Origin of the sequence: Marinibactrum halimedae (assembly GCF_021234875.1) — a bacterium.
In the GTDB taxonomy this organism is placed as follows: Bacteria; Pseudomonadota; Gammaproteobacteria; order Pseudomonadales; family Cellvibrionaceae; genus Marinibactrum; species Marinibactrum halimedae.
The window spans coordinates 1-26,406 of the sequence record NZ_JAJQVM010000028.1 but is presented as its reverse complement, the minus strand read 5'-3'; the positions used below and the strand labels follow the sequence as shown (position 1 = coordinate 26,406).

Sequence of the window (26,406 nt, the reverse complement as noted above, 5' to 3'; positions counted from 1 at the left end):
TTATTCATCCTCGCCAGCTGCTTCAATTTCGCACAGCAGCGGATGTTGATTTTCTCTAGCATATTGATTCACTTGAGCGGCTTTAGTTTCTGCCACATCTCGCGTGAACACCCCGCACACGGCTCGACCCTCTGTATGTACCGTTAACATAATTTGCGTTGCTTTTTCACGATGCATGGAAAAGAAACGCTCCAAAACATCAACCACAAATTCCATTGGTGTGTAGTCGTCGTTTAACATTACCACTTTATACAACGACGGTCGTTTGAGTTTTGGCTTTTCTTCCGCAACTGCCAAACCACTGTCATTACTGTCGTGAGTGTCTTCACTACTTAATGTTAGTCGATGATAATCGAAATTACCCATAGTCTCGCAAAACCCTTTAATGCGCTGTATCGTTACCTTTTCGGGCATTCTACCCCATATTGCAACGCAATATCTCGCGCCGGGCCCAACGGCTTGACAACGACTTAACGTTCGTACGAGTATAAAGCTATTGATGGATCCTTATTTGTAAGAATTCAACAAACAAATCAGTAAAAAACCAGAAAAATTAGAATAATAAGATGGTGACATTCAAAAATGAGCAGTCAGTGGCCTCAACGTAGGATTAATACCAAAATATCTCTCGACAGTAATAATGTTAATGTTTGAAAGTTCAGCGGTCAGAAATTGAGAAGTTAAGTAACACAGACTCACTATTTGGTATTACGCCGATATTCAATAATCTGCTCTCAGGGATCGTTACCCATAATCTATATAGATATTTAACCCAAGCCAAAAAATATAACTCCTTTTTATAAGAATAAATCGACTTCTAACAATAATAACGACGTCACCCTCCCCTCATTAATCTATGGGTTGGGCCAACAAAAAGAAGGAAATAGCATCATGCCAACTGGTACTGTAAAGTGGTTTAACAACGCAAAAGGTTACGGTTTTATTCTTCCTGAAGGCGGTGGTGGTGATTTATTTGCCCACTATTCCGTCATTGAAATGGAGGGCTATAAAACACTCAAGGCAGGTCAGCCTGTGACTTTTGATGTTGTCGATGGAAACAAAGGGCGCCATGCCGTACACATCAAACCCCTTGTGGATGCTTTGGGGCAACACAATGATTTTCAAAAAAGTGGCCTTCATGCTACACCACTAGAGCCACACGCCATGCAAACCCATCATTAGTGATCCCAAATTATTGATACCCAAAGCGCAAGCGCTATGGCGCTTGCGCGTTACCCAATATGGGCTAAGCCACCTGCTGCATAGCTTGAATAATGCACTCGCCAAATCGTGAACTGGGCACCTCTTCGGCTGCATTCATTAACCGTGCAAAATCATAGGTGACGGTCTTTCTACCTATGGCCGCTTCCATACCTTGGACAATCAATTCCGAAGCCTCTCCCCAGCCCATGTGATCCAGCATCATCGTTGCTGATAACAATAAACTGCCCGGATTCACTTTGTCTTGACCCGCGTACTTAGGTGCGGTGCCATGGGTGGCCTCAAAAATAGCAATGGAGTCCGACAAATTCGCACCAGGCGCAATACCAATACCGCCAACTTGCGCCGCAAGGGCGTCAGACAAGTAGTCACCATTGAGATTCAATGTGGCAATTACACTGTAATCAGAGGGTCGCAATAGAACCTGTTGCAACATCGCATCGGCAATAACATCTTTGATGATGATGTCTCCTCCGGTTTTTGGGTTTTTGATAACCACCCAAGGCCCACCTTCATAAAGTTGGGCGTCGAACTCTTGCTGGGCTAATTCATATCCCCAATCTCTGAAGGCGCCTTCAGTGAACTTCATGATATTGCCTTTATGGACCATGGTTACAGAAGGCATATTGTGCTCAATGGCATACAGGATGGCTTTACGAATTAAACGCTTTGAGCCCTCCTCAGACACCGGCTTAATACCCACACCGGTAGCGTCTGGCCATCGAATTTTAGTGACCCCCAGTTCTTTTTGCATAAACTGGACTAACTTTCGGGCCTCTTCACTGCCGGCTTTCCATTCAATGCCCGCATAAATGTCTTCTGAGTTTTCTCGAAAAATCACCATATTCACATTTTCAGGATGCTTTACCGGAGAAGGAACACCATGAAACCATCGCACAGGGCGCTGACATACGTACAAATCCAATTCCTGACGTAAGGCCACATTCAAAGAGCGAAACCCACCTCCCACTGGAGTGGTTAACGGCCCTTTTATGGCCACTAAATGTTCTTTAATGGCTTCTAGCGTCTCACTGGGAAACCACTCTCCATCGTATAACTGCGCCGCTTTCTCTCCACAAAAGACTTCCATCCAGGCAATTTTTCGCTTACCACCGTAAGCTTGCTTTACCGCAACATCGACAACTTTACGCATCACCGGTGTAATATCCACACCAATACCGTCCCCTTCAATAAAGGGAATAATGGGACAATCTGGTACATCAAGGATGGGGCGACTCCCATTATGCTGCACCGTAATCTTTGCGCCCTCTGAAGGCACAGAAATATGTTGGTAAACCATAGGACCTCTCTTGTTGTAGTTATGCTGTAGTTAGATGGCTTTTATGAACACCTTATTTATTAAAGGCTGTTATTAATAATGGCTATTTATGATCCTTATGAATACTTACTGAAAAATAGCCGAGTAACGAGTCTGTCACAACTCTTTAGAACGCCAAGACAAGGATTTCAGCGGCAAGTTATTTAATAGATTTTTTTCGAATGGGGAATTCAAAGATTGAGTAATGCAAAGACTGAACACTGAGCGTTGGAATGTTAGCATCCTTACCACTTTGATTAACAATGGGCGCCCTCCCATTTGCTTTTATTAATACTACGATTTCTTTTAAACGAGGAGACTCAGTGGCAAAACTGATTTTGCTGAATAAACCGTTTGATGTACTCACGCAATTTACAGACGGTGAGCAACGGAAAACATTAAAAGACTTTATTAACGTGCCAAACGTTTACCCCGCTGGGAGATTAGACAGAGATTCCGAAGGCCTCTTGCTGCTGACCGATAATGGCCGCTTACAACATGCAATCACACACCCCTCCCATAAACTCCCCAAAACGTACTGGGTGCAAGTAGATGGCGACATCACCGAAGCAGCATTAAACCAACTGCAACACGGCCTTGAGTTAAAAGACGGCCCCACTCTACCGGCTAAAGCTCAGCGAATAGATGCCCCTTCCGTTTGGCCACGAACGCCTCCGGTACGGTTTCGCAAAAACATACCCACTTCATGGATCGCCATCACCATTACCGAAGGTCGTAACCGTCAAGTCAGAAGAATGACTGCTGCTGTGGGCTTCCCCACCCTGCGCTTGATTCGCCATCAAATTGGCCCATGGTCATTAGGTCAACTTCAACCTGGTGACTCTTGTACAGTAGAAGTGAATATGGCTGAGCATTTCCCCCACTTAAAACAGCAATCCACTGTTGCGCCCGGCCCATCCAAAACCAAGAGCCGCCGTTCCAATGTCCATACAACCAAAAATGTACGTACTACCAAAAATGTACGTACTACCAAAAATGTACGTACTACCAAAAATGCCCGTACTACCAATAGTGCCCGTACTACCAAAAAAGTCGGGACAACACGACACAAACGTTCCCGTTAGGATCACCCCATGAAAAACCCTGTATCCGATCATCGAACCTTCCTTCCACACGTCACAGTGGCAACGGTGGTGTTCAACGACGGAAAATATTTATTAGTAAAAGAGCGCAATAAAGAGGCCCCCTCGCCAAACACTGCCGAGTTTGTGATTAACCAACCTGCTGGCCACCTGGAAGCCAATGAAAGCCTACAAAACGCCGCCACTCGCGAAACACTGGAAGAAACCGGCTGGCAAGTTGAATTAACCCATTTCATTGGCGTTTCTCTCTACAATGCTCCCAACGGAGTCACCTATGTACGGCACACCTTCGTTGCCCGCCCGGTAGCATTTAAACCAGAACTCCCCCTTGATGAAGGCATTCTCTCTGCACAATGGTATTCCTTAGACGACGTACGCGCTCACGTCACGCAGCTTCGCAGCCCGCTGGTACTGGAAGATATTGAGCGCCACCAACAAGGCGCACTTTACCCCTTGGCGATCGTTGCCGAACCCAAGTAGAATCGCCTCCTTTTAATCCATTGAGACCGGCATAGCGATCAAAGTAGCGCCAACCCAACTAACATTTAGCCAGGCCGATCTTTAAATAAGCAAAAGGCGTGACCAAAGCCTACGTTCGATTGACATCATTCGTTCACTGGGCATGATTGAACAGGAACCGAACCATGACTGATTTTTCCTCTTTTACTCCTAAGCCCGAAAATGAAGGAGTAAAAGTTATTGTCGGGATGTCCGGCGGGGTCGACTCTTCTGTGTCTGCCCTATTACTTCAACGATTAGGCTATACCGTTGAAGGGCTGTTCATGAAAAATTGGGATGAAGACGATGGCACCGAATACTGCACCGCCAAAACCGATTTAGCCGATGCACAAGCCGTCTGCGATAAGCTAGGCATAAAACTGCATACGGCTAATTTTGCCGCTGAATATTGGGATAATGTGTTCGAACATTTTCTAAAAGAATACAAAGCCGGCCGCACTCCTAACCCAGACATACTTTGCAACCGAGAAATTAAATTTAAAGTCTTCTTAGAATACGCCGAAGTGCTTGGTGCTGAGCGTATCGCCACCGGTCACTACGTACGTCGCGTAGATGACAGCGGACACACCTACCTAGCCAAAGGCCTCGATAACAACAAAGACCAAAGCTATTTCTTGCATGCAGTGGGTGAAGAGGAATTTCGCAAATCACTCTTCCCCGTAGGCGACCTGGACAAGCCCGTTGTGCGCGCCATTGCCGAAGAACACGATTTAATCACGCACAACAAAAAAGACAGCACCGGGATTTGCTTTATTGGTGAACGCCGTTTTAAAGACTTTTTAGAACAATATCTTCCTGCCCAACCGGGCTCTATTGTCACCGAAGACGGTAACGTCATCGGCGAACATGCCGGCTTGATGTACCACACCATTGGTCAACGCCAAGGCTTAGGCATTGGGGGAGTGAAAGGCGCCTCTGAAGAGCCTTGGTTTGTGGCCGAAAAAGACTTAAAACGTAATGAATTATTGGTGGTGCAAGGGAAAAATCACCCAAGGCTATTTAAAGAATATCTAATCGCCAATGAATGCCATTGGATCAATCCTCATCATCACACCACCCCACAAGGGGGTTTACGTGTCATGGCGAAAACACGCTATCGCCAACCTGATCAAGCCGCCACACTGATCCCACTGAGCAATGGACGCGTTCGTGTTAACTTTGATGAACCTCAACGAGCCATCACACCCGGACAATCTGTCGTCTTTTATGACAAAGACATTTGCTTAGGTGGTGCCGTCATCGAAGCAGGGCTCAATCACCATGATGATAATAAGGAAGCCCTTTAATGAATAAATGGCAACAGCAGGCCATCGCGTTAGGCGGCATGTTTCAAGCAGCGGCATTGGTCGAGCAATTGGCTCGCCAAGGCAGCGCGCCAAAAATGTTCATCGAACACTCCTTAGAAAGCCTATTTGTGACCAACCCCCAGCAAACTCTGGATGTGTATACAGGTCAAATTCAGCATGTCGAATTGGGTTTAAGAGCATTAATTGAAACCTTCGCCCAGCGTCGCGCCAAAAGCTATCCACACGCCATGCGCTATGTGCTGGGCATGATGCATTTGCAAAAAAAACTCCATAAACATCCAAGTATGTTATCGATCATTGCCAACCGCCTCGATCGGGCAGAACAACAACGACAACATTTCGATCTCACCCATGAAAACATCATCGGTAATTTAGCGACGGTGTACACAGATACCATCAGTACTTTTTCTTACCGAATTCAGGTACTGGGTGACTTTAATTATTTGCAACAACCTCGTATTGCCAACCAAATTCGCGCTCTCTTGTTCTCCGGCATTCGCGCTACCATGCTATGGCGTCAAGTGGGCGGCAGTCGTTTTCATTTAATTGTCAACAAGCGTCATATCGAATCCGCCACGAAACGACTTTACGATCAAGCATCAAATGGCACTCCACGTTAATGGCAATCTTCACACAATGTTTAATAGGGGCTTGTTTAATTGACGCTTGTTTAATTGACGCTTGTTTAATAGACGCTTGTTTAATAAATGCTTGTTCAATAACACCGTTTTAAAAACACACATTCTTAGGGTTTTAATCAGTAAAGGGCTTATTACATGAACGACACAGCACCGACTTTACCACTTTCTTCTTTAACGGCCGTGTCTCCAATCGACGGCCGCTATGGCCGCCACACCACTACATTGCGCTCCATTTTCAGCGAATATGGCTTAATTAAATGCCGAGTGGAAGTAGAAATTCGCTGGCTACAAATTTTGTCGCAACATTCCGACATTGAAGAGGTTCCACCTTTCAGTGACAGCACCAACACCCTGCTCAATAGCATTGTTTCCGACTTTTCTGAAGCCTCAGCCCAACGCATCAAAGACATTGAAAAAACCACCAACCATGACGTCAAAGCCGTAGAGTATTTTATTAAAGAGCAATTTGCCGGTAATGAAGAATTAGAAGCCATCAGCGAATTTGTTCACTTTGCCTGTACCTCGGAAGACATTAATAATTTGTCTCACGGCTTAATGTTGAAACAAGGTCGCGAACTGATCATTGAGCAAATGCAAGCCACCGTTGATGCGATTTCGACACTGGCTCAGAACTTTGCTGACATCCCGATGCTTTCTCGCACCCACGGCCAAACGGCCTCCCCCACCACAGTGGGAAAAGAAATGGCAAACGTAGTGGCGCGATTAAAGCGTCAATTACAACTGATTAACGCCGTAGAATTATTGGGTAAAATTAACGGTGCCGTGGGCAACTATAACGCACACCTGTCTGCCTACCCCTCTACTGACTGGGCTGCGAATGCCAAGCAATTTGTGGAAAGCTTAGGCCTGACTTGGAACCCCTACACCACACAAATAGAACCCCACGATTACATTGCAGAATTGTTTGATGCGATGGCTCGTTTTAATACGATCTTGATTGATTTTGACCGAGATATTTGGGGCTATATTTCATTAGGGTATTTCAAACAAAAAACCGTTGCCGGGGAAATCGGCTCCTCCACCATGCCACATAAAGTCAACCCGATTGATTTTGAAAACTCAGAAGGCAACTTAGGCATTGCCAATGCCCTCTTCGGGCATTTAGCCGCTAAATTACCCATTTCTCGTTGGCAGCGTGATTTAACCGACTCTACTGTTTTACGTAATATGGGCGTGGGCTTCGGGTACACAGCCATCGCACTCGCTTCCGTATTAAAAGGAATAGGTAAATTAGAAATTAATACCCCACGCCTTGAAGAAGACCTAAACAATAGCTGGGAAGTCTTGGCCGAACCGATTCAAACCATTATGCGTCGCTACCAAGTACCTGAAGCGTACGAGAAATTAAAAGCCCTAACGCGCGGACAAGATATCTCGAAAGACACCATCTTAGCGTTTGTGGAGACACTGGACATTCCAGAAGAAGCCAAACAAACCATGCGTGAATTAACACCAGCGAATTACATAGGCAATGCGGTAGAACAAGCGAAAAACATCTGAGCATTTTCTATTTCATCCACGCTTAGCGTAAGCGTACTTACGCTAAGCGTGACTTAATCTTGTAGATTTAATTGCCTTTTTTCTTCTCAAGCATCACCTAGCCCCCCCTTTCTTCAGAGACGGATCATGAGTATTTTGCAACAACTTGGCCATTTAACGGTTAATGAGTTTTTAGAAAGTTACTGGCAACAAAAACCCGTTTTATTACGGGGCGTCTTTCCTGAATTTCAATCTCCCGATTTTAAACCACTCATCACAGCCAATGAACTAGCGGGCCTAGCACTGGAAGAAGACATAGAATCTCGAATCATTCTTGAAAAAGGCAACCTTAAACAAACGGGGTCCGAGAAAAATAAAAGCACCCCTTGGGCATTGCATTGCGGACCTTTTGAAGAATCCATCTTCGCCCAACTCCCCGAATCTCATTGGACACTGCTGGTACAAGCGGTGGATCATTACTCTTCTGACATTGCCCAATTACTGGAACGGTTTCATTTTATTCCTAGCTGGCGCCTAGACGACATGATGATCAGCTACGCTGCCGATGGTGGCAGTGTTGGCCCACATTACGACCAATACGATGTATTTTTACTTCAAGCAGAAGGCAAACGTCGTTGGAAAATTGGCCCCACTTACGATGAACATGCCCCCAAGGTAGACAATACCCCCCTGCATATTCTGAAAGACTTTCAGGTTGATGAGGAATGGCTCGTGGAACCGGGCGATGTCTTATACGTCCCACCACAATATGGTCACTGGGGCGTTGCCGAAGGTGAATGCCTCACCTACTCCGTGGGCTTTCGTGCGCCCAGTGCAGAAGAAATTCTTGCCGGGCTAGGTGATCACATCGGAGCCTCACTGTCGGAATCGCAACGTTTCTCCGATGCCAAACGTCCAGCCACGCAAACCCCAGGCGTAATAACCAGTGAAGACGTACAACGCATTCAACAATTAGCGCTGAAGCTCATCAATAATCCTGAGGCCATTGCTCAGTGGCTTGGGTATGAAATGACCCACCCCAAATATGGCGCCCCTGAAATCACTCAAGATTATCAAGAACAGGATATCTTGGAGCTCATTTTAAATGGAAACCTCGAGAAAAATACGGCGGCACGCTTTGCGTACCTTGAAGATGAGTTAACGAGTGATCAAGTTTCATCGGCTGGATTAGCGTCATTATTTGTCGACGGCGAATCTTACACATGCAGCAAAGTCTTAGCACAGCTATTATGTGACCTCCCTTTCACTCAGCTTTCTATTGAGCTCCAAAACAATGCTGAGCGATTAAGCCGAGATGACTTTCATGTGCTTAGCCAGTTACTTAACACCGGCGCCTTAATGGAAAGCTAATACCATAAAGGCAGCTGCCAATTAATTGGCTTCGTTGACCAAAATAACTTTACGATGAGGAAAAGGAATTTCAATACCAGCCTCGTCTAAGGCTTTTTTAATCTGCTCAGGCACGGAATATAAAATGTCAAAATAATGAACGCCCTGACAAAAAGGTCGCACCAAAAAATCCACCGAGCTTTCATTTAAGGTTTCAACCTCAACAAATGGCGCCGGATCTTTTAACACATGAGGGTGGCTTTCCAAAATTTTATCAATCACCGCTCTAGCCGCATCAATATTTTCCCCGTAAGCAATCCCAAAATGCATATCCACACCCCGAACTTCATAGTGGGAGTGATTGATGATTTGCTGCCCCCAAATCTGGCTATTGGGAATAATCACTTGTTGATTATCAAACGTTTGCAAAATTGTAGTAAACATATCAATTTCTGTTACTTTTCCAAAACGACCTGCGGAATCAATAAAGTCCCCCACTTTATAAGGACGAAAAATCAATAGCATCACTCCTGCCGCCAAATTCGACATAGCCCCTTGCAACGCCAAGCCAATCGCCAACCCGGCCGCACCTAACAATGCCACGATAGACGCTGTTTGCACCCCAAAGCGATTTAGCACGGCAATACCGACAAACGCCATTACGGTATAGCGCGCCACACTGCCTAAAAATCGAAATAAAGTACTGTCTAATTTATCGTATTTTTCACCCAAATTACGAACCAGCTTATCAACACGACCTGCAATCCATAGGCCAATCAATAAAATGACAATAGCCAAGAGAATATTCGTAGCCCAAGCAATGGCACTGGGCAGATATTGATTAATATCTAAGTTATTAATAAATTCTTGCATTAGTCTCATCCATTATGGTTTCAGCAAAGACACTTTACTCTCAAATAAAAATTATTGTATTTCAACAGAACACGACGTTCCTACCCGGAAGGATAGTTCATAATTTGCCTACTGGGCATCACCCAAACCCGGCATGGACTTTATTGACGCCAGAAAATTTAGTACTCATTGAGAGATGTCACAAATAGTCAAGACGAAAAACCAGAATTCATTTTACCCTCAAAAATCTGCAGATATTGAAGATAAAAACTGCAGGCCTTCCCTCTATTTAACAATGACACAATAAAAACAATAGGAATGTTAAAATATGAAATCACTCTCAAACACCATCTTTAATAAAAAGATTCCAACCATTTTGGCGACATTCTCTACATTGCTACTATCAAGCCAGTTATCATTGGCTGTGACTGAAATCTATCTCCCAGAAACACAAACCCAGCATCAACTGAATATCGATGTCGATGACAATGTCATCATCTATGTCAGCAAAGATGCTATTTTAGAAGGCTTCATCAAAACTGACTTTTCAATTGATATTGTTGCAAAAGATATAGACCCCAGCACAGAGCCTTCCCAAGCCCCCAAGGTTACGTTAAGCCAAACACTAACGATCAGCGGTAAAGAAAATGAGTACGCCAACAACCTCAATTTTGAAAGTGTTGGAAACACTTACATTCACACCCCTTTAACGCTCTCTGGAAATATTCGGTTTAACAACGTGGCTGACGCCATTATTGAAATAAACAATAATATTAATGCTTTTAACGTTAGTGGCCCCTATTGGCCTGAAGAAGGAGGCATCATACGCAATACCGGAGTCTATGTTAAAGGTGGCACAACCGTTGATATTAACTCTTGGAGTACCAATCTCGGTAACAACCAATTTTACTTATCCGGTGGTGCCGTACTTAACGTACAAAACTACCTATCACTCATTAGTGATAACAACATAATATTTTCTGGTGAAGTGTCAGCCGGAGGCGGCACGATTGAAGGATTACAACTTAAAGTCAACAAAATAAATATTTCTTCCGGAGGGGCCAACTGCAGCTTCGTGTGTACTCATCTCAACCTTCGAGGAGGTGTGATTGACATCTATAATGACATTATTACCGATGTCTACCTGTTCAACATTCAAGCCAGTGAAATTAACCTTTATGGCGCCACTATTACAGCCCTTGATAATGGCCGTACTACCTACTTGAACATCGGTGAAAATTACCCTGAGTTTAGGCCATCTCGTTTTAATGCCTACGGTGGGCGTATTCAAGCGGAAAACATCTCGATAGAGACGGATTTATTCAATAATTATGGAATAAGTTTGGAAGGGCAAGAAGTCACCGTACCTTTAAACCCATAGAAGCTAATATACTCAAAGCCAAGCTTTCTGTTTTCTAGGGCCTGTTAACGCTAACTCCGTTAAAATTAGTATTAACAGGCCCTTAATTTTCTTTAATGGAGGACATGAGTCTCAATTCGATTTTTTGCCGCCACTCTTCAGATAACGCACGAAGATGGCTCGCAGAGGTGAGCACATATAAACTTCTCTCATATTTCTTGTCAAAATAAGCTTGAAATAATTCTCCAACACTGACGAGCACTTCAGGGCTAGAAAGTTTCTCCATTCTGTCACCAAGCGTCACCGCTCCCTCTTGAACCACTCTAAAATAAACACCGGTTCGATACCGTTGAGTAAAACGTTTAGGTGCCTGAACATTTTCTAAGGCAATACCCAATTTAAAACACGGCACGCGCGGCTGAGACACTTCCAGAATGCATTCTCCAACTTGAAAACGCTCACCGATGTAAGTCGCATATTCATCCAAATTTTCAATTGTGAGATTTTCACCAAACGCGCCCGAAGAAAGCGAAGGTAGATTTAACGCCTCACGCCAATAAGCATATTCGCTGTTTGAAAAACCATAAACCGCTTTGTCGGCCCCACCATGATTAATCAAGTCTGCCTGCGCATCGCCACTTAAACCTGAAACCGAAATAAAAACATCCTCATTAGTGGGTCGTTTAAAAATACCGGTTTGAATTTTTTCACCGTTGTATTCAACAGATTGAACACGTGATTGATTAATGGAGATTATTTTCATGTTTATTTTTTACAATATTTAAGGAAATAAAAGGCGCGAGATCATAAGGCCGGTTCTTTCCCGCCTAATTGATAGGCCAGTGCAATGATATGAGCAACGGCAATGTACAACGATTCAGGAATTTCTTCCCCCAATTCCAACTCCAGTAATAAATCAATTAGCGCCGGGTTATCGCAAAGTGGAATGTTGTGTTCTGCGGCAATATCCATGATTTCTTGAGCTGCATCACCAATACCTTTTGCGGTTACCGTAGGCGCAGAGCTGCCATCATAAAATAACGCAACGGCTTTTTTTAGTTCATCAACCGTGGGTAAAATGGGAGAGGTGTTTTCAGTCATCATACTCAGTCATCATACTCAGTCATTCAAAGTGGCGTTTATTTACGTTTTTACATCAATAATAGAATAGCCAAGGCCCATATCCGTATCAGGCGGTTTACCCGATAAATAAGCAATATGATCCACAACGACACCCTCTGACCAAAGCCCCTGCTTCAACCCTTCTGCACACTGTCTCACTTTATCCAACAACGGTGGCTTTTCAGACCAAAATTTGGTGGAAATATGTTCTTCCACCGCAATCACTTCCGCGTATAACGTGCCCTGCTCGTCCAAATTAAAATCCAACATTAATCGCCATTGTTTGTGCTTGCCCGTTTTAGCGCGGCGCTCAGGTGTGGCGTCTTCTTCACCATACCAACGAACCCTCAAGGTTTGCGTTTCATTCCCCCAGGGCAGTGGCAGCTCAATAGGGATGTGGGGCGATAAACGCTGCTCATGGGGAATAAGGTGCTCGCTGAGCCCCAGTTGCTGATTTAATTGAATTTTCGCCAACGCCTGATCGACCGCGTTTTTTAATGTGGTTTGCAATTCTTGTATCGCACGAGCACCGTCACGGCTTTGAGACCCCGAATGCTTCAAACGACCCAATAACAGCATTAGCCAAGCCGATGGGTTCGACGGCAATTGCATTGTCGGCTCGACACCGCCTGCTTTTGCTGCCGGCAGCCCTGCAGAAAGCCCTTGGCTCAGTTGACTCAACTGCCATTTCATATCGGCTAAATGCAGTGGCTTTTCGCCACCCACCGAACGGTTACCCTCCCCTTGTGTAGAAGAATGTTGAGAGGATAACTGACGAGATAATATTGTTGATAACAACTGGCGCTCTGCAAAGACGCCACTGTTAAGCAACGCCGAGCGAACCCCTTGCGAGCTTTGCAAAGACGGCTGCTGAAATAACTGAGTCGCTAACGATGGCGTATTGGCGGGTAACGATTTCATTAGTGATGCGTTTTCCGGTTTCAGCAGATGACTGAGGAGCGAAAATACATCGCTGATTGAACCCTGCTTGGGGAAACTCTGTTGCAACGCATGTTGTAAAATGGACACCGTGGCCGCTTTAATGGGTAACAGGCGCAAGTGCCCATCTGCATTTGCCGCAACCACCACTTGCGCCCCCACGTTGAGTGTCTGATTCGTCAACGCCCATTGTTGGGATGCCGATGGAACTGAAGCCATCAACGGGTTCTGGCTCGAGGGCAACGCCAACAAAACAGCCAGTGTCGCCCCTTTAAAGGCTGCAACCTCTTCTGCACCTGCCGGTAACGTTAATTGCGAAAGTGGCACACTGGATAAAACGGTAGCAACGGTAGGTGCGCGAGGCAGCGTAGCGCTGGAAGGCGAGCCAATACGCTCATGAGATGTTGTCGATGAGCGCGCACTAGACGCACCCGTATCGGTTTGCCCCACTGACGCACCGAGACCTTCAGAGCGCTGAGGGGCCTTCCTGTCTGGCGGTAAGGTTTGAATAACTCGTTGCAAATCAGTAGGAATCGACATACGTTCTCTATGTTTTCCTTATATGCTCTTTTTTAATACTGTCCTGAAACCGTGTTTTACTACTATTGCTCAATAAATATCGCTCAATAAATATCGCTCAATAAATATTGCTTAATAAGTATTGCCGAATAAATTATGGACGAGCCATAACGGTTGACTCTGTCAACGTCGACTTGCTTATTGGCCTCGATCAATAAGTATGCGCTTTGACGTGTATAGTGCCTACCCCGTTACAGAATGCCGAATTCCTTGCAATAAACACAGAAGAATCTTTACTCGTATCGTGCATTTACGAAGGGGGTGAGTATAATCCTGCGAGAATTACGGTTTACTGATAAACGTCTTTGCGCCGCACATCATTGTTCGGCGCTCTGAAGTAAATCTTCAGCCAAACCAACGTCAACAACACAGGGTGAGGACTTTTTAGGCGTGATGCCAAACTCATTAACACTTGAATTAAAAGACCTCTGTTGTGATCGAGATGAACGTCGCTTATTTTCTCATCTCAACGCTCAGATCGAGTCGGGGCAAGTGGTGCAAGTCGCCGGCCCCAATGGCAGTGGTAAAACCACCCTGCTTCGATTACTCACTGGCATCTCTCACGATTACGACGGCGATATTCTCTGGCAAGGCCAATCTATTCAACGCCACCGCGCTTTGTACCTTAGCCAAATGTTGTATTTAGGTCACTTACCGGGCACAAAAAAAGCGTTAACCCCTCAGGAGAATCTGCGCTGGTATGCAGGCATGTCCACGGCAGGCAAAACCGTCACCGATACCACAATAAACGATACAACCATCAATAGCGCCTTGTCTAAAGTTGGCCTCTATGGCTTTGAGGATGTGCCATGCTATCAACTTTCTGCCGGCCAGCAGCGTCGTGTTGCCTTAGCGCGCCTTTACCTTACCCCTGCACCGCTGTGGATTTTGGATGAACCCTTTACTGCCATTGACAAACGCGGCGTCGCAGAGCTCGAACAGGCCATCGCCAACCACGCTGAACGCGGCGGCATCGTCATTCTCACCACGCACCAAGACCTAGACACTCAACATTTTAAAAACATCGGACTGAGAACCATTGACCTTACGGATTTTGCAGGGGCCATCGAGTATGACGAGTGATTCACTATCGACGGCACCTGCCACAGACACCGCCCCGCTAGAAATACCAGACATCAATTTGTGGTCAGGCTTTGCTGCCACGTTTAAGCGAGACATTACCGTCGCTTTTCGCAGTCGGGGCGACATTGCCAACCCTCTGATCTTTTTCTTAATCGTGATTACCATGGTGCCACTGGGCATTTCTCCTGAGCGAGACACCTTGGCGTTATTGGCGCCAGGCATGATTTGGGTGGTGGCACTTTTGGCAACATTGTTAAGCCTAGATGGGCTTTTTCGTACCGACTATGAAGATGGCTCCCTTGAACAGTTACTCATCTCACCCCACCCGTTATATTTTATCGTCATATCAAAAGTACTCGTGCATTGGCTGATGACTGGACTCCCACTGACCATCACAGCGCCTATTTTAGGTGTGATGCTGTCACTCCCCAACCAAGGCTATATGCCTCTCATTGCGAGCCTTGCCATAGGTACCGGAGTGTTGAGCCTTATTGGCGCGATCGGATCTGCGCTCACAGTAGGGTTACGTAAAGGGGGCTTACTGTTGTCGTTAATTATCATGCCACTGTATGTTCCAGTGCTCATTTTTGGTGCCAGCGCCGTCAGTAGCGCCAGCGAGGGGTTTCCTTTTGTGGGTCAACTTGCCATATTGGGGGCGTTTCTTGCCATGGCCATGATTCTCGCCCCCTTCGCCGCCGCAGGAGCATTAAGAATCAGTGTCAACGGCTGAGTATCGTTAACAAATTGTGATAACTCATCACCAATGAATGCAGAAACACGTTGTCTCAGTATAAAGACAGACACGATGCCGCCAAGGTAAGACGGCATCAGCACATTATTCATGTTTAACACTTACAACAAAGCAAGGATTACACCGTGGACTGGACATGGTTTCACCGCTTGGGCTCTCCCCGATGGTTTTACGAAAAATCTTCCGTATGGCTACCCTATTTATGGGTTCTCACCGCCAGCCTACTGATTGCAGGTAGCGTGTGGGGATTGGCTTTTTCACCTGCCGACGCCAAGCAAGGCAACAGTTACCGTATCATTTATATCCACGTTCCCGCCGCGTTTCTGGCCTTAGCCGGTTATTATGTTATGGCCATTAGCGGTGCAGTTGGCCTTATTTGGCGAATCAAAGTGGCGGAACTCACCATGCGCGCCGCCGCACCGATTGGTGCAGTGCTGACGTTTGTTTCTTTATTCACCGGCGCGGTGTGGGGCAAACCCACCTGGGGTACGTGGTGGGTATGGGACGCACGCATTACCTCCATGCTCATCCTGTTCTTTTTGTACTTGGGCGTTATGGCGCTGCATAACGCGTTTACTCACGAAGAAACGGCCAATAAAGCCAGCGCTATCTTGGCATTGGTCGGCACAGTGAACATTCCAATTATTTACAAGTCTGTAGATTGGTGGTTTACGCTGCATCAGCCTGCCACCATTAAATTTACGTCTGAGAGCACCATCGACCCATCCATGCTGTACCCATTACTCATTATGGTAATTGGGTTTTATGCTTTGTACGCCTTGGCACTCATTTTACGAACGCGTGTCGAGATTTTAAAACGCGAAAGACGCACAAAATGGGTGAAAGCACTGGCCTTGGGCTCAGCGTAAGCCGTATTGACACCTGAATTATCGACATGCGCAATAACAAAAATGAAAAGAAAGTTGAGCGCAACACAGCAAGCGGATATGGATTATGACATTTCAATTTGAATCTTTTGCCGATTTCTTTTCCATGGCAGGGCACGGGCCTTATGTTTGGGCCTGTTATTTAGTGACTGCCTTGGGTATAGCCTATTTACTCTTCTCGCCACTCATGGCAAAAAAACAGTTGCTGAAGCAACAAAAGCAAACCTTAAAACGGGAAGAGGCATCAAAGAAAGCCGCAGCGCCGAGTAGCGCATCAGAACAACCTGCCACACCGGCAAGCTAAACTAACAACCAAACAATCTTAATAAAAACTAATTAAAAAATCGTAATTTGATACCCTGATCTGGATAAAGAGCAACTGTAACAAGAGAGGCTGCAAATGCACCCCGTTCGAAAGCAACGTTTGATTTTTGTCGTTTTTGTGGTGGTCTTTGCCACCGTGGCCATCGGCCTGATGGTTTTCGCCCTTCGTGAAAACATGAATTTATTCTACCCACCGTCAAAAATTGCCGCCGGTGAAGCGCCTGTCGACAAAAGTATTCGGGCGGGCGGCTGCGTAATGCCGGGCACGGTGAAACGTTCGGGTGAAAACCTGGATGTGAATTTTTTAATTACCGATGGCTCTGCTGACGTTAAAGTTTTTTACAGCGGTATTCTGCCCGACCTCTTCGCCGAGGGCGAAGCCGTTGTGGTGAACGGCAAGCTCTCAGAGAGTGGCGATTTTAATGCCACAGAAGTGCTGGCCAAGCACGATGAAAACTACATGCCACCCGAAGTTGCCGACGCCATGGCTGCGGCAGGCAACGCGGGAGACGGTGCTCAACACCAAAAGACCTGTGAGGTAATCTCTTATGATTCCTGAGCTAGGCCACTTTTGTCTGATACTGGCGCTTTTTCTCTGCGCCATACTCAGTACAGTTCCCATTATTGGTAGCTTTACAGGGCAAGTCGCGCTCATGCAATCGGCACGCTCTTTGGCGACGGGTTTTTTTGTATTCACCGCCCTCGCCTTTGCCTGCCTCACCTACGCCTTTCTGAATGATGACTTCACCGTGCGCTACGTCGCCACCAACTCCAATAGCTTACTGCCGAGTTACTACAAAGTCAGCGCGGTCTGGGGTGGGCACGAAGGCTCTTTACTCCTTTGGGTACTGATACTCTCCATATGGACGTTCTCTGTCGCCATTTTTAGCCGCAATCTGCCCCTTGAAATGCTGGCAAGAGTATTGGCAGTGATGGGCGTGATTGGGGTAGGTTTTCTGCTCTTTACCTTACTGACCTCCAATCCTTTTGATCGACTACTGCCCACCTCTCCCGCCGACGGCAATGATTTGAACCCACTGTTGCAAGACCCCGGCTTAATCATTCACCCCCCTATGTTGTACATGGGCTATGTGGGGTTTTCGGTTGCCTTTGCCTTTGCGATCGCGGCACTCATTGGCGGACGACTCGATAGCGCTTGGGCGCGCTGGTCACGCCCTTGGACGACCACCGCCTGGTCTTTTCTAACCCTCGGCATCGCCTTGGGCAGCTGGTGGGCCTATTACGAATTGGGCTGGGGAGGCTGGTGGTTCTGGGACCCGGTTGAAAACGCCTCTTTTATGCCATGGCTTGTGGGCACAGCCCTTATTCATTCATTAGCGGTTACCGAAAAGCGCGGCGTGTTTAAAAGCTGGACCATTCTCCTCGCGATATTCGCGTTTTCGCTAAGCTTATTGGGCACTTTTTTGGTTCGTTCGGGCGTCATTACCTCCGTCCATGCCTTCGCCTCAGACCCAGAACGAGGCGTGTTTATTCTCCTCTTTTTACTGTTTGTGGTGGGTGGATCATTGCTGTTATACGCCTTTCGCGTGCCAGAAGTGAAAGCCTATAGCCGCTTTGATTGGCTCAGCCGCGAAACTTTTTTACTGGGCAATAACGTCTTACTGGTCGTCATCACCGCCACCGTCCTTCTGGGTACACTCTACCCACTTATCGCAGACGCCCTCGGTTGGGGCCGTATTTCTGTCGGCCCACCCTACTTCAATTTCTTTTTCACTCCCTTAACGGGTCTGCTGTGCCTTTTAATGGGCATAGGCCCGATTCTGGTGTGGAAGAAAACGAAAAAAGCACGTCTCATCGATTTGCTGAAAAAACCGATCATCGTGAGCACGTTAATCGCGCTCGTATTTCCTGCGGTGTACGGCGCCATGACTGAAAGTGCGCCCGCCTACTCCATTGGGGCCACACTAACGGTATTTGTCGGTGCCTGGATTCTTTCCACAATGGCCTCCGACTTACTGCACAAAACACGCAATGCCGCCTCATTCGCCCAAGGGCTGAAAAAGCTCACGCCCAGTTATTACGGAATGATTATCGCCCATGTAGGCGTTGCCTTCTGTGCCATGGGCGCCTGCCTGAATACCATTTACAGTGATCAACGCGACCTCAGAATGGAATCAGGCAATCAAGTTGAAGTTGGAGGTTTAACCTATCACTTCGACGGCGTCGAGCAAATCAGAGGCCCCAACTACGTCGCAGACCGAGGCACAATTCGGGTCATGAATGGAGATAGTTTACAGTCCACGTTATTCCCAGAAAAACGTCGCTATTTCTCCGGTGGCAACACCATGACAGAAGCCTCTATTGATGCTGGCTTTTTCCGAGATTTATACGTAGCGTTGGGTGAACCCCTAGATGACAAAGCGTGGGCTGTGCGTGTGCACTTTAAACCCTTTGTTCGCTGGATATGGTTGGGGGCAATTTTCATGGGTTTAGGTGGCATTTTAGCCATTGTGGATAAACGCTATCGCGCCAGTGCGCGCAAAAAAGTACAAGCAGCTCAACACGCTGAAACCACAACCCAGGCTGAAACCACAATCGAAAATAATGCACCCCCTGAGGCCACAAATTAACCTCAAGATCAGTTGGCTTTCCGTATTTACCGCCGGTACAACGCATTTATTTCACGTTTTACCGGCGTATAGGACAAACATGAAACGCTTAAAATTATTTATTCCTTTCGCCATTTTCGCTGTACTGGCGATTTTATTTTATCGAGGCCTCTCCCTCGACCCTACCCATATGCCATCGGCACTGCTTGATAAACCCGTGCCCGCTTTTTCGTTACCGAAACTCAAAGCCCCCTCATCCCTAGTCACCGAAAAAGAATTATTGGGTGAACCCTACTTGTTGAACGTATGGGGCTCTTGGTGTGTAACCTGCCGAGTAGAGCACCCCTATTTATTGGAATTAGCCAACAACGGCGTGAATATTTATGGCGTAAATTACAAAGACGATACCACCGAAGCAGTCAACTGGCTTGCCCAACTCGGCGACCCATACAAATTCAGCATTGTCGATGAAGAAGGCCGTCTAGGTATTGACCTTGGCGTATTTGGCGCCCCTGAAACCTATATTGTCGATCGCAAAGGCGTAGTGCGTTATAAGCATGTGGGCATGGTATCTGATCAAGTATGGCAAGAGACCCTAGCGCCGATTTATCGGTCTTTACTTTAACTCCTAAGGCAACTGGCACCCTGTACCCGTTGCCTACATACCGTTAGGCAATTAAGTACCATTACCTAAATTAAGTGCAATTACCTAAACTAACCGATTTTATTGGTTGACTTCATGACCTGCGCATCGACGCAAGGAACCGCCATGAATGATATGATTGTAAACCTTTACCACACGCCTTCTCAGAGTATCGCGCAAGAAAAACAAGCGGCTCTAAAAAAACAAAAGATCTACATTCAACGCGCCTTGCCTATCGATAAACAATCCATCTGTGAATTTGTACGCTCACATTTTTTTTCAATCTGCCCGGGCTGGGAAGACGAATGCGCCACCAGCCTCTACCGACAACCCACGAGCTGCTTTGTGGCCATTCACAATCGCGAAGTGATTGGATTTGCTTGTTACGATGGCAGTGCCAAAGGTGTCATTGGCCCCATTGGCGTTGCAGAGCCCTTTCGTAAACAGTACATCGCCACGGTTTTACTGCACCACTGTTTAACCGCAATGAAAATGGAAGGCTACGCTTATGCGGTAATCACCTGCGCGTTCTCAACAGAATTTTATCAGCGCACCTGTAATGCACACCTCCTGCCCGTACCCGAAAAAACACCGGACATCTACCAACGTCTAATCCACAATAACCCTTCAGCACCGCCTTCCCACTCCGCTCTAATAAAATAACAAACAACGTACTGTAAAACCTGTTACAACCACTCTACCTAAAAATAATGATGCACTTGAGAGTTAAATCTAAGCCACTTGAACGGCGCACAGGGCTGCCTAAATATGAATCTATTGTTGCCTGATTGTAGTGGGTGTCTTGATCGATTCGATCAATAAAGTAATCGACGACAATTCCATGTAAAAATTTGAACCAGATCACAAAAATCATTTAAAGAGGGCCTGCACATTTGATAGGATTTTAATCTTAATCAAACGCGCTGATTGTCAATGAATTACCTTACTCTCTACGCTCACTTCTAATCTGGCAAAGGACGTCATCGGTAATTTTATGATCAAACTCAACAATGATATTCCTGCCAACCTGTATATTTACCTCTAAACTATCTTATTTAACCCACTAACCACGACCCAGCAAAGGATGTGTTCAATGAGTCAAGCAACTCCTGCAAGCGAAAACCAAGATCAATATAAGCAGATTCTTGGCGCGAGCGCCGGTAAGAAAGTATTTTTGATCAAATCCAAGTTACACCTTTGGAATAACGTTAAAAAAGAAATCAAAAAAGCGGGGCCGAACTACACGGCGGTGACGATTTTTCAAGTAGTACAAAATTTACTCTCTACGCCGCCTGCCAGCAAATTCTCACTTCACAACTTATTCAATCGAGTGCATCGTTACAAAGATCGTGGATTCTCTCTTCAATACAACCATCGTGAGAACGGCGATGTGTATATTATGGAGTTGGAGATGGATAATGAGGCTGAGTTAGATAGTTGGTTTTATGAAGTTAAGGTAAACGATTCAAAAGACTTAGAAATTAACGCTGTTAATAACTCTTTAACAATACTTTCTAAAGGTACTTCTAAACCTCCAACTCACATAGCCGTATCTGCAGGAGGATCTAATAAACCTGAAGAAATTGCACAACATGCTCTTTCGGCTGTTAACCGTGGACATGAAAATTTTGAATTGAAAGAGAAAAACTCATTTTATTTAATGTCTATCCCTAATGAAGGAAACCCATTAAGTTTTCGTCGCATTACAGGCAGAGATGAGAAAGCCGCAGCCCATGAGTTAGCCCAAGTCATTGGTGCAACGTCGACAAAAACGAATAAGTTTATTGCACAGCAGAGCATTAAAGAGCAACCTAATCTGACTACCTCTGGGCGCAAAGATTACAGTAAAGAAGTGAAAAAGTCGGGCTCAGCCGCTGAAACCAAAGCCCATAATATGCTCAAGAAGGCCGAAGTTTTGCCTGCACCGGTCATATGCTGGACGACGTTAGGAAAGGGAGTAAAAGTTTTTGTTGAAGGCGTCAAAAGAGCAGAGAAGAACTATCAATTAGACTTTAAAAAGCGACAGCATGTGTACGTTTCTGGTCCTGTGGGCGTCGGTGTCAATACAGTGGATAAGGCCATTCAATCGGTCGGTATGGAATGGTCAGAAAAAGCTTATGATATAAACCGCTTAAACTTGCGACAATTAAAAAGCAATTTCTTTCAAGAGAATGCCCTGCTTAAGCGCCGGCTTGAAGTACAAGAAGTGCTAAAAGACGAAAAAATCATCAACCCCATTCACCCTAAATTTGAAGTACAAACCAAAACCGATGCGTTAGTGGCCAAAGGGAAGGTCAGTGGCGGCAAAGCCATCGCCAATACAGCGTACAAAGGTTTAAAAACAGGGGCCAAACTTGGGGCGGGTGGTTATGCCGCCGCGCAAGGTATGGCCACATTAGCCGGCGCGGGCAGTATTGGCGGCACCGGGGAAATGGCGTATAAATACCTCACGCAACTGGCCACAGACCTTGCAACCACCTACCCCGATTATGCTTTGCATATTCAGTCTGTGATTACCCAAAATAGCACCTTAACCCCCGAACTGGTTACCCAGTTACTGATTGGCGCCTCGGTAGCGTTTGCTGGCGGAACCATGGCTTATCTAAACCGAGGCAGTTACGCCCAAAAATGGGCAAATGCTCGTTATATGGCGGCATCACTCTTTGATGATACGGCGAATATGATTGACCCATCCCTTGGGGCAGCCGAAGCCCTTAAAACTTTAAAACCTTAAATCAAATTTAGAAGGCTTAGATGTAATGCTATTTGGTACGTTCAAAAATCCTAAGGGGCCTTCTTGGGAAGATCCAGAAACTACAGTGCTTCATTTGTCGGGCACTGTGGTCGAATTTTCTTTGCCAAGAAGTAATTATACCGCCCCAAGCTATGCAATGGGTGGAACTATAGAGCGTAGTAAAGAAGACTATTCTATCGATATCAGTAAATACAAGCCCACCAAAATTAATAATTGCGCAAAAAATGAATTAATTTACGATGTGCAATTGAAAAGAATCTTTAACTTTAACGGACTCCCTCTGCTTGGCACCTCTATGGGAGCATTAAATTTTACACTTTCAATTTGCTCAAATGCTTGCAATGAGTTTAGGAATAACTTTTTTGATTGTTTCTTTCAAAGGTTGGAAAAACTTCATGGAAAGAAAGAAACTGATGGTTACCTATATCGCCTTTACCCTATTAACTGGTCGCTTATTGACATTAATGAAGTGTCGTTTTTGAATTATGGAGTGGAAGATTTTCTTTTCCACCCGAAAGGGATTAGCACTTTTAGAATGGAGTTCGTCTGCCCAATTAATTCAAACACTGCATTAGATTTTAAGTTTCATTTTGATGGAATACCCTTAAAAAGCGGCGGAATAAAGTTGGCCCATGAGTTAATTAAAAAAATAATGCAAACATGCAAAGTGATTTATACACCTGAGCACAAACAGCAAGTTGATGCTTTAGATCTGAAGGAAAAATTCAAACCAATTAAGCCGGTAATCTGGGAGAATTACAAAAAAGCGCCGCGTGTGGATTATAGTATTTTGGAAAAATACCTTTAATAGTTATGTTTTTTGGCACATTCAAAAAACCCAAGGGCCCTTCTTGGAGAGAAACAGAAAAAGTAGTGCTGGATTTATCTGGCACTATCGCGGAGTTATTTCTCCCCAAGAGCAATTTTATTCCGCCTGAGTATTCTATAGGTGATTCTCCAGAAGTTATTAAGGGGGATTATCATTTAGATATTGAAAATACTGCTAAAAAATATGAACAAAATATACAGGATAGCGATAATAATGAAGCAAACAAAATAGTTTATGATGTTCAATTGAGGCGTATATTTAATTTTTGTGGTCTACCTTTGATAGGTGTTGACGTAGGCGCTGTTAACTTTACCCTTTCAACGTGTTATACATTCCACAATTCAAATAATAACTATTATGAAAGCTTTCTAAAAGATCTTGAAAAAATGCATGGAAAACATGCTACGAAAGGTTATCTATATCGCTTGTATCCTATTAATTGGTCTTTAGTTTCTCTTAACAATAATTATGTGCTCACCTATGGTGTGGAAGATTTTGTTTTTCACCCAAAAGGTATCAGCGCTTTTGCATTGGAATTTTATTGTCCTATAAGTGCAAATGTATCGCTAAATTTCAGGTTTAAATTTGATGGCATACCCCTTGAAAGCGGTGGGATAAGCTTAGCCCATGAATTAATCCAAGAAATAATGAAAACATACAAGGTAAGATATAAATCCGAGCACAAGCAGCAGGTAGAGGCTTTGGATTTGATAGGAAACTTTGAAATAGTTAAGCCGGTAATTTGGGAAAATTACAAAAAAATGCCTCGTGTAGATTATAGCGTTTTGGAGAAATATCTTTAATGGGCCTATTGTTTGGCACGTTCAAAAACCCTAAGGGGCCGTCTTGGAAAAAACCTGAATTGATAGTATTTGATTTGTCCGGAACTTTGGTGGAACTACAGTTACCTAAAAGCAATTATAGGCCTCCACCAGAGGCTATGGGAGGTAAATTTGAATTTGGAAAGAGCCAATATTTTTTAGATATTGACAATACTGTAAGTGGTAAGAGATCAGAAAATTTAAACACCGACTCTAATGGAAAGCTCGTTTTTGAGCATCAATTGCGGCGTGCATTTAATTTAAAAGGATTTCCTTTGCTTGGGCAGTCCGCTGGATGTTTGCATCTTCTAATTTCTATCTGCTACAACTCTGAGGTTTCCTTTAAAAACTGCTTTTATGAGGAGTTTTTACGAGAATTGGATGAACTGCATGGAAAAGAAGCAACAGAAGGTTATTTAAATCGCTTGTATCCGATTGATTGGTCACTTATTAACATCCATAATGCAAAATTTTTAAGCTATGGAGTAGAGGACTTTATTGTTCAAAGCCGAAGGAAAAGTGCATTTAGGATAGAGTTTGTTTGTCCGATTAGTAAAGATGTTGCCATGTCCTTCAAATTTAAGTTTGGTTCGATTCCGATTGATAGTGGGGGCGTCAAACTTGCTAACAATCTAATTCAAGAGGTTATGCAAACTTTTAAAATTTCTTATAAATCAGAGCATAAGAAGCAGGTTGAGGATTTGGATTTGGAGGGAAAATTTGAGCCAGTGAAGCCGGTAATCTGGGAGAATTTTAAAAAAGTGCCACGTGTAGATTACAGTGTTTTGGAAAAATATCTTTAGTGGACATGCCATTTGGAACCTTCAAAAATCCAAAAGGGCCGTCCTGGACGGCCCCTGATACGGTTAAATTAGACTTATCTGGCACATCGATAAGCTTTTTATTACCCAAAAGCAATTATAACGAAACGAATTATGCTGATAGTAATAAATTACAATACAGCAAAAGCATGTATGAAATAGATATCGAAAAAAAAGTAAAGCAGTTTACGTCATCTAGCAACAACAAAAAATCCACTACAACCAAATTAGAATATGATTATTTTCTGAAACGAATATATGATTTCAAAGGCATTCCATTTATTGGTGCTGCCACAGGCGGATTAACATTTAGGTTAGCCGCTATTTACAATACCCAAAGTAATTTTGCTGAAGATTGTTTTTTCAAGTGTATTTTAGATCGAATGGAAAAACTACATGGTAAACAAGCAACAAGAAATAGTTTGCTACGCCTCTACCCCATCAATTGGTCTCTACTCGAAATAGACGGATGTATTTTCCTTAGCTATGGTGTCGAGGATTTATTAGCTCAACCAAGAAACGTAAGTGCTTTTCGATTTCACTTCACACTTCCTATAAATAATTACATAGCCCTTGACTTTCAGTTCGATTTTGATGACATACCAAAAAAAAGTGGTGGAATAGATGTTGCAAACACTCAAATTAATAAAATTATGCAATCTATCAAAATAAACTATAAATCTGAGCACGACGCACAAGTATCTGCTTTGAATCTGCAAGATAAATTCAAACCCACCAAACCTATAGTATGGGAGAATTTTAAGAAAGCTCCTAAAGTAGACTATAGGGCACCTCTAAAAATAGCCCAACTTTGATATAATCTCACTGTTCAAAAATTTCAAGAGTTTCCTTCTATGTCTCAGCCCGGCTTTTTTGATTTAGATGACAGGTATCGCAAGTTAGATGAAAAAGATCCATTAGTTCATCTCAACAAACTGATATTTTGGGAAGCCTTTCGTCCGACCTTAAAGGAAATACGAAAGTCAAACCGAAAAAGCAATGCGGGTCGTAAAGCCTATGACGAGCTACTGATGTTCAAAGTACTCGTACTTCAGCACTTATACAATGTATCCGATGATCAGATAGAGTACCAAATACGGGACCGCTATTC

The 26,406-nt window shown here is 44.7% G+C and carries 28 protein-coding genes; 22 read left to right on the top strand and 6 right to left on the bottom strand.

All coding sequences use genetic code 11. The features are described 5' to 3' along the window. The gene (clpS, locus tag LU351_RS15505; RefSeq protein ID WP_232595034.1) at window positions 1–366 is read right to left on the bottom strand and encodes an ATP-dependent Clp protease adapter ClpS; all 366 of its coding nucleotides are present in this window, start codon (window positions 364–366) and stop codon (window positions 1–3) included. 525 nt (window positions 367–891) lie between these two features. Between clpS and cspD the strand changes: the two genes are divergently transcribed. Further along, on the top strand, window positions 892–1,182 hold the full coding sequence (gene cspD / locus LU351_RS15500) for a cold shock domain-containing protein CspD (RefSeq protein ID WP_269783489.1): 291 nt from the start codon (window positions 892–894) through the stop codon (window positions 1,180–1,182). Window positions 1,183–1,246: 64 nt separating this feature from the next. Here cspD and icd read toward each other — a convergent pair whose 3' ends face one another. Next, window positions 1,247–2,521, bottom strand: coding sequence for an NADP-dependent isocitrate dehydrogenase (gene icd, locus LU351_RS15495; RefSeq protein ID WP_232594999.1), 1,275 nt, complete (start codon window positions 2,519–2,521; stop codon window positions 1,247–1,249). 341 nt (window positions 2,522–2,862) lie between these two features. On the opposite strand from icd, the gene LU351_RS15490 reads away from it, so the two are divergent. From LU351_RS15490 to LU351_RS15465, 6 genes are all read left to right on the top strand, one after another. After that, window positions 2,863–3,624 (top strand): rRNA large subunit pseudouridine synthase E, encoded by a 762-nt coding sequence (locus tag LU351_RS15490; protein WP_232594998.1) that lies wholly within the window; start codon window positions 2,863–2,865, stop codon window positions 3,622–3,624. Window positions 3,625–3,633: 9 nt separating this feature from the next. Beyond that, a complete protein-coding gene (locus tag LU351_RS15485; RefSeq protein WP_232594997.1) occupies window positions 3,634–4,122 on the top strand; it encodes an NUDIX hydrolase in 489 nt (162 codons plus the stop codon). Window positions 4,123–4,286: 164 nt separating this feature from the next. Next, window positions 4,287–5,447, top strand: coding sequence for a tRNA 2-thiouridine(34) synthase MnmA (mnmA, locus tag LU351_RS15480; protein WP_232594996.1), 1,161 nt, complete (start codon window positions 4,287–4,289; stop codon window positions 5,445–5,447). Then, window positions 5,447–6,088: a high frequency lysogenization protein HflD gene (gene hflD / locus LU351_RS15475; protein ID WP_232594995.1), complete on the top strand. Its 642-nt coding sequence runs from the start codon at window positions 5,447–5,449 to the stop codon at window positions 6,086–6,088. The genes mnmA and hflD overlap by 1 nt, the downstream gene beginning before the upstream one ends. Window positions 6,089–6,244: 156 nt before the next feature. After that, window positions 6,245–7,630 (top strand): adenylosuccinate lyase, encoded by a 1,386-nt coding sequence (gene purB / locus LU351_RS15470; protein ID WP_232594994.1) that lies wholly within the window; start codon window positions 6,245–6,247, stop codon window positions 7,628–7,630. 126 nt (window positions 7,631–7,756) lie between these two features. Beyond that, complete coding sequence (locus LU351_RS15465; RefSeq protein ID WP_232594993.1) at window positions 7,757–8,980, top strand: cupin domain-containing protein; 1,224 nt, start codon at window positions 7,757–7,759, stop codon at window positions 8,978–8,980. Between the two features lie 21 nt (window positions 8,981–9,001). On the opposite strand, the gene LU351_RS15460 is transcribed toward LU351_RS15465, so the two are convergent. After that, a complete protein-coding gene (locus LU351_RS15460; RefSeq protein ID WP_232594992.1) occupies window positions 9,002–9,832 on the bottom strand; it encodes a mechanosensitive ion channel family protein in 831 nt (276 codons plus the stop codon). 307 nt (window positions 9,833–10,139) lie between these two features. Here LU351_RS15460 and LU351_RS15455 point away from each other — a divergent pair, with 307 nt between their 5' ends. Continuing rightward, window positions 10,140–11,192 carry a hypothetical protein gene (locus LU351_RS15455; protein ID WP_232594991.1) on the top strand — a complete coding sequence of 351 codons (1,053 nt, stop codon included), beginning with the start codon at window positions 10,140–10,142 and terminating at the stop codon, window positions 11,190–11,192. Window positions 11,193–11,274: 82 nt separating this feature from the next. Here LU351_RS15455 and LU351_RS15450 read toward each other — a convergent pair whose 3' ends face one another. Genes LU351_RS15450 through LU351_RS15440 form a run of 3 tightly spaced genes read right to left on the bottom strand, consistent with a single transcriptional unit; the run spans window position 11,275 to window position 13,772 of the window. Further along, entirely contained in the window at window positions 11,275–11,934 is a 660-nt protein-coding gene (locus tag LU351_RS15450) for an MOSC domain-containing protein (protein WP_232594990.1), read from the bottom strand. A gap of 41 nt (window positions 11,935–11,975) precedes the next feature. Next, on the bottom strand, window positions 11,976–12,275 hold the full coding sequence (locus tag LU351_RS15445) for an EscU/YscU/HrcU family type III secretion system export apparatus switch protein (RefSeq protein ID WP_232594989.1): 300 nt from the start codon (window positions 12,273–12,275) through the stop codon (window positions 11,976–11,978). 39 nt (window positions 12,276–12,314) lie between these two features. Continuing rightward, window positions 12,315–13,772, bottom strand: coding sequence for a hypothetical protein (locus tag LU351_RS15440; protein ID WP_232594988.1), 1,458 nt, complete (start codon window positions 13,770–13,772; stop codon window positions 12,315–12,317). 432 nt (window positions 13,773–14,204) lie between these two features. Between LU351_RS15440 and ccmA the strand changes: the two genes are divergently transcribed. The 14 genes from ccmA to LU351_RS15370 all read left to right on the top strand — a co-directional run. Continuing rightward, complete coding sequence (gene ccmA, locus LU351_RS15435) at window positions 14,205–14,894, top strand: cytochrome c biogenesis heme-transporting ATPase CcmA (RefSeq protein WP_232594987.1); 690 nt, start codon at window positions 14,205–14,207, stop codon at window positions 14,892–14,894. Continuing rightward, the gene (gene ccmB / locus LU351_RS15430) at window positions 14,884–15,624 is read left to right on the top strand and encodes a heme exporter protein CcmB (RefSeq protein WP_232594986.1); all 741 of its coding nucleotides are present in this window, start codon (window positions 14,884–14,886) and stop codon (window positions 15,622–15,624) included. Before ccmA ends, ccmB begins: the two co-directional genes overlap by 11 nt. Window positions 15,625–15,770: 146 nt before the next feature. Next, complete coding sequence (locus tag LU351_RS15425; protein ID WP_284285449.1) at window positions 15,771–16,514, top strand: heme ABC transporter permease; 744 nt, start codon at window positions 15,771–15,773, stop codon at window positions 16,512–16,514. 85 nt (window positions 16,515–16,599) lie between these two features. Beyond that, window positions 16,600–16,836, top strand: coding sequence for a heme exporter protein CcmD (gene ccmD / locus LU351_RS15420; RefSeq protein ID WP_232594985.1), 237 nt, complete (start codon window positions 16,600–16,602; stop codon window positions 16,834–16,836). A 96-nt stretch (window positions 16,837–16,932) separates the two neighbouring features. After that, window positions 16,933–17,415: a cytochrome c maturation protein CcmE gene (ccmE, locus tag LU351_RS15415; RefSeq protein ID WP_232594984.1), complete on the top strand. Its 483-nt coding sequence runs from the start codon at window positions 16,933–16,935 to the stop codon at window positions 17,413–17,415. Further along, window positions 17,405–19,447, top strand: a complete 2,043-nt coding sequence (locus LU351_RS15410) for a heme lyase CcmF/NrfE family subunit (RefSeq protein WP_232594983.1) — start codon at window positions 17,405–17,407, stop codon at window positions 19,445–19,447. The genes ccmE and LU351_RS15410 overlap by 11 nt, the downstream gene beginning before the upstream one ends. A 79-nt stretch (window positions 19,448–19,526) precedes the next feature. After that, window positions 19,527–20,051 (top strand): DsbE family thiol:disulfide interchange protein, encoded by a 525-nt coding sequence (locus LU351_RS15405; RefSeq protein WP_232594982.1) that lies wholly within the window; start codon window positions 19,527–19,529, stop codon window positions 20,049–20,051. Between the two features lie 114 nt (window positions 20,052–20,165). Further along, window positions 20,166–20,732 (top strand): GNAT family N-acetyltransferase, encoded by a 567-nt coding sequence (locus LU351_RS15400; protein ID WP_232594981.1) that lies wholly within the window; start codon window positions 20,166–20,168, stop codon window positions 20,730–20,732. 430 nt (window positions 20,733–21,162) lie between these two features. Next, complete coding sequence (locus LU351_RS15395; protein WP_232594980.1) at window positions 21,163–22,803, top strand: hypothetical protein; 1,641 nt, start codon at window positions 21,163–21,165, stop codon at window positions 22,801–22,803. Window positions 22,804–22,828: 25 nt separating this feature from the next. Next, a complete protein-coding gene (locus LU351_RS15390; protein ID WP_232594979.1) occupies window positions 22,829–23,632 on the top strand; it encodes a hypothetical protein in 804 nt (267 codons plus the stop codon). A 65-nt stretch (window positions 23,633–23,697) separates the two neighbouring features. Further along, window positions 23,698–24,456: a hypothetical protein gene (locus tag LU351_RS15385; RefSeq protein ID WP_232594978.1), complete on the top strand. Its 759-nt coding sequence runs from the start codon at window positions 23,698–23,700 to the stop codon at window positions 24,454–24,456. After that, window positions 24,456–25,277, top strand: a complete 822-nt coding sequence (locus LU351_RS15380; RefSeq protein WP_232594977.1) for a hypothetical protein — start codon at window positions 24,456–24,458, stop codon at window positions 25,275–25,277. The genes LU351_RS15385 and LU351_RS15380 overlap by 1 nt, the downstream gene beginning before the upstream one ends. Continuing rightward, window positions 25,277–26,110 (top strand): hypothetical protein, encoded by an 834-nt coding sequence (locus tag LU351_RS15375; RefSeq protein ID WP_232594976.1) that lies wholly within the window; start codon window positions 25,277–25,279, stop codon window positions 26,108–26,110. Before LU351_RS15380 ends, LU351_RS15375 begins: the two co-directional genes overlap by 1 nt. A gap of 39 nt (window positions 26,111–26,149) precedes the next feature. Further along, a partial coding sequence (locus LU351_RS15370) for a transposase (protein ID WP_232593637.1) occupies window positions 26,150–26,406 on the top strand: 257 nt, incomplete at its 3' end.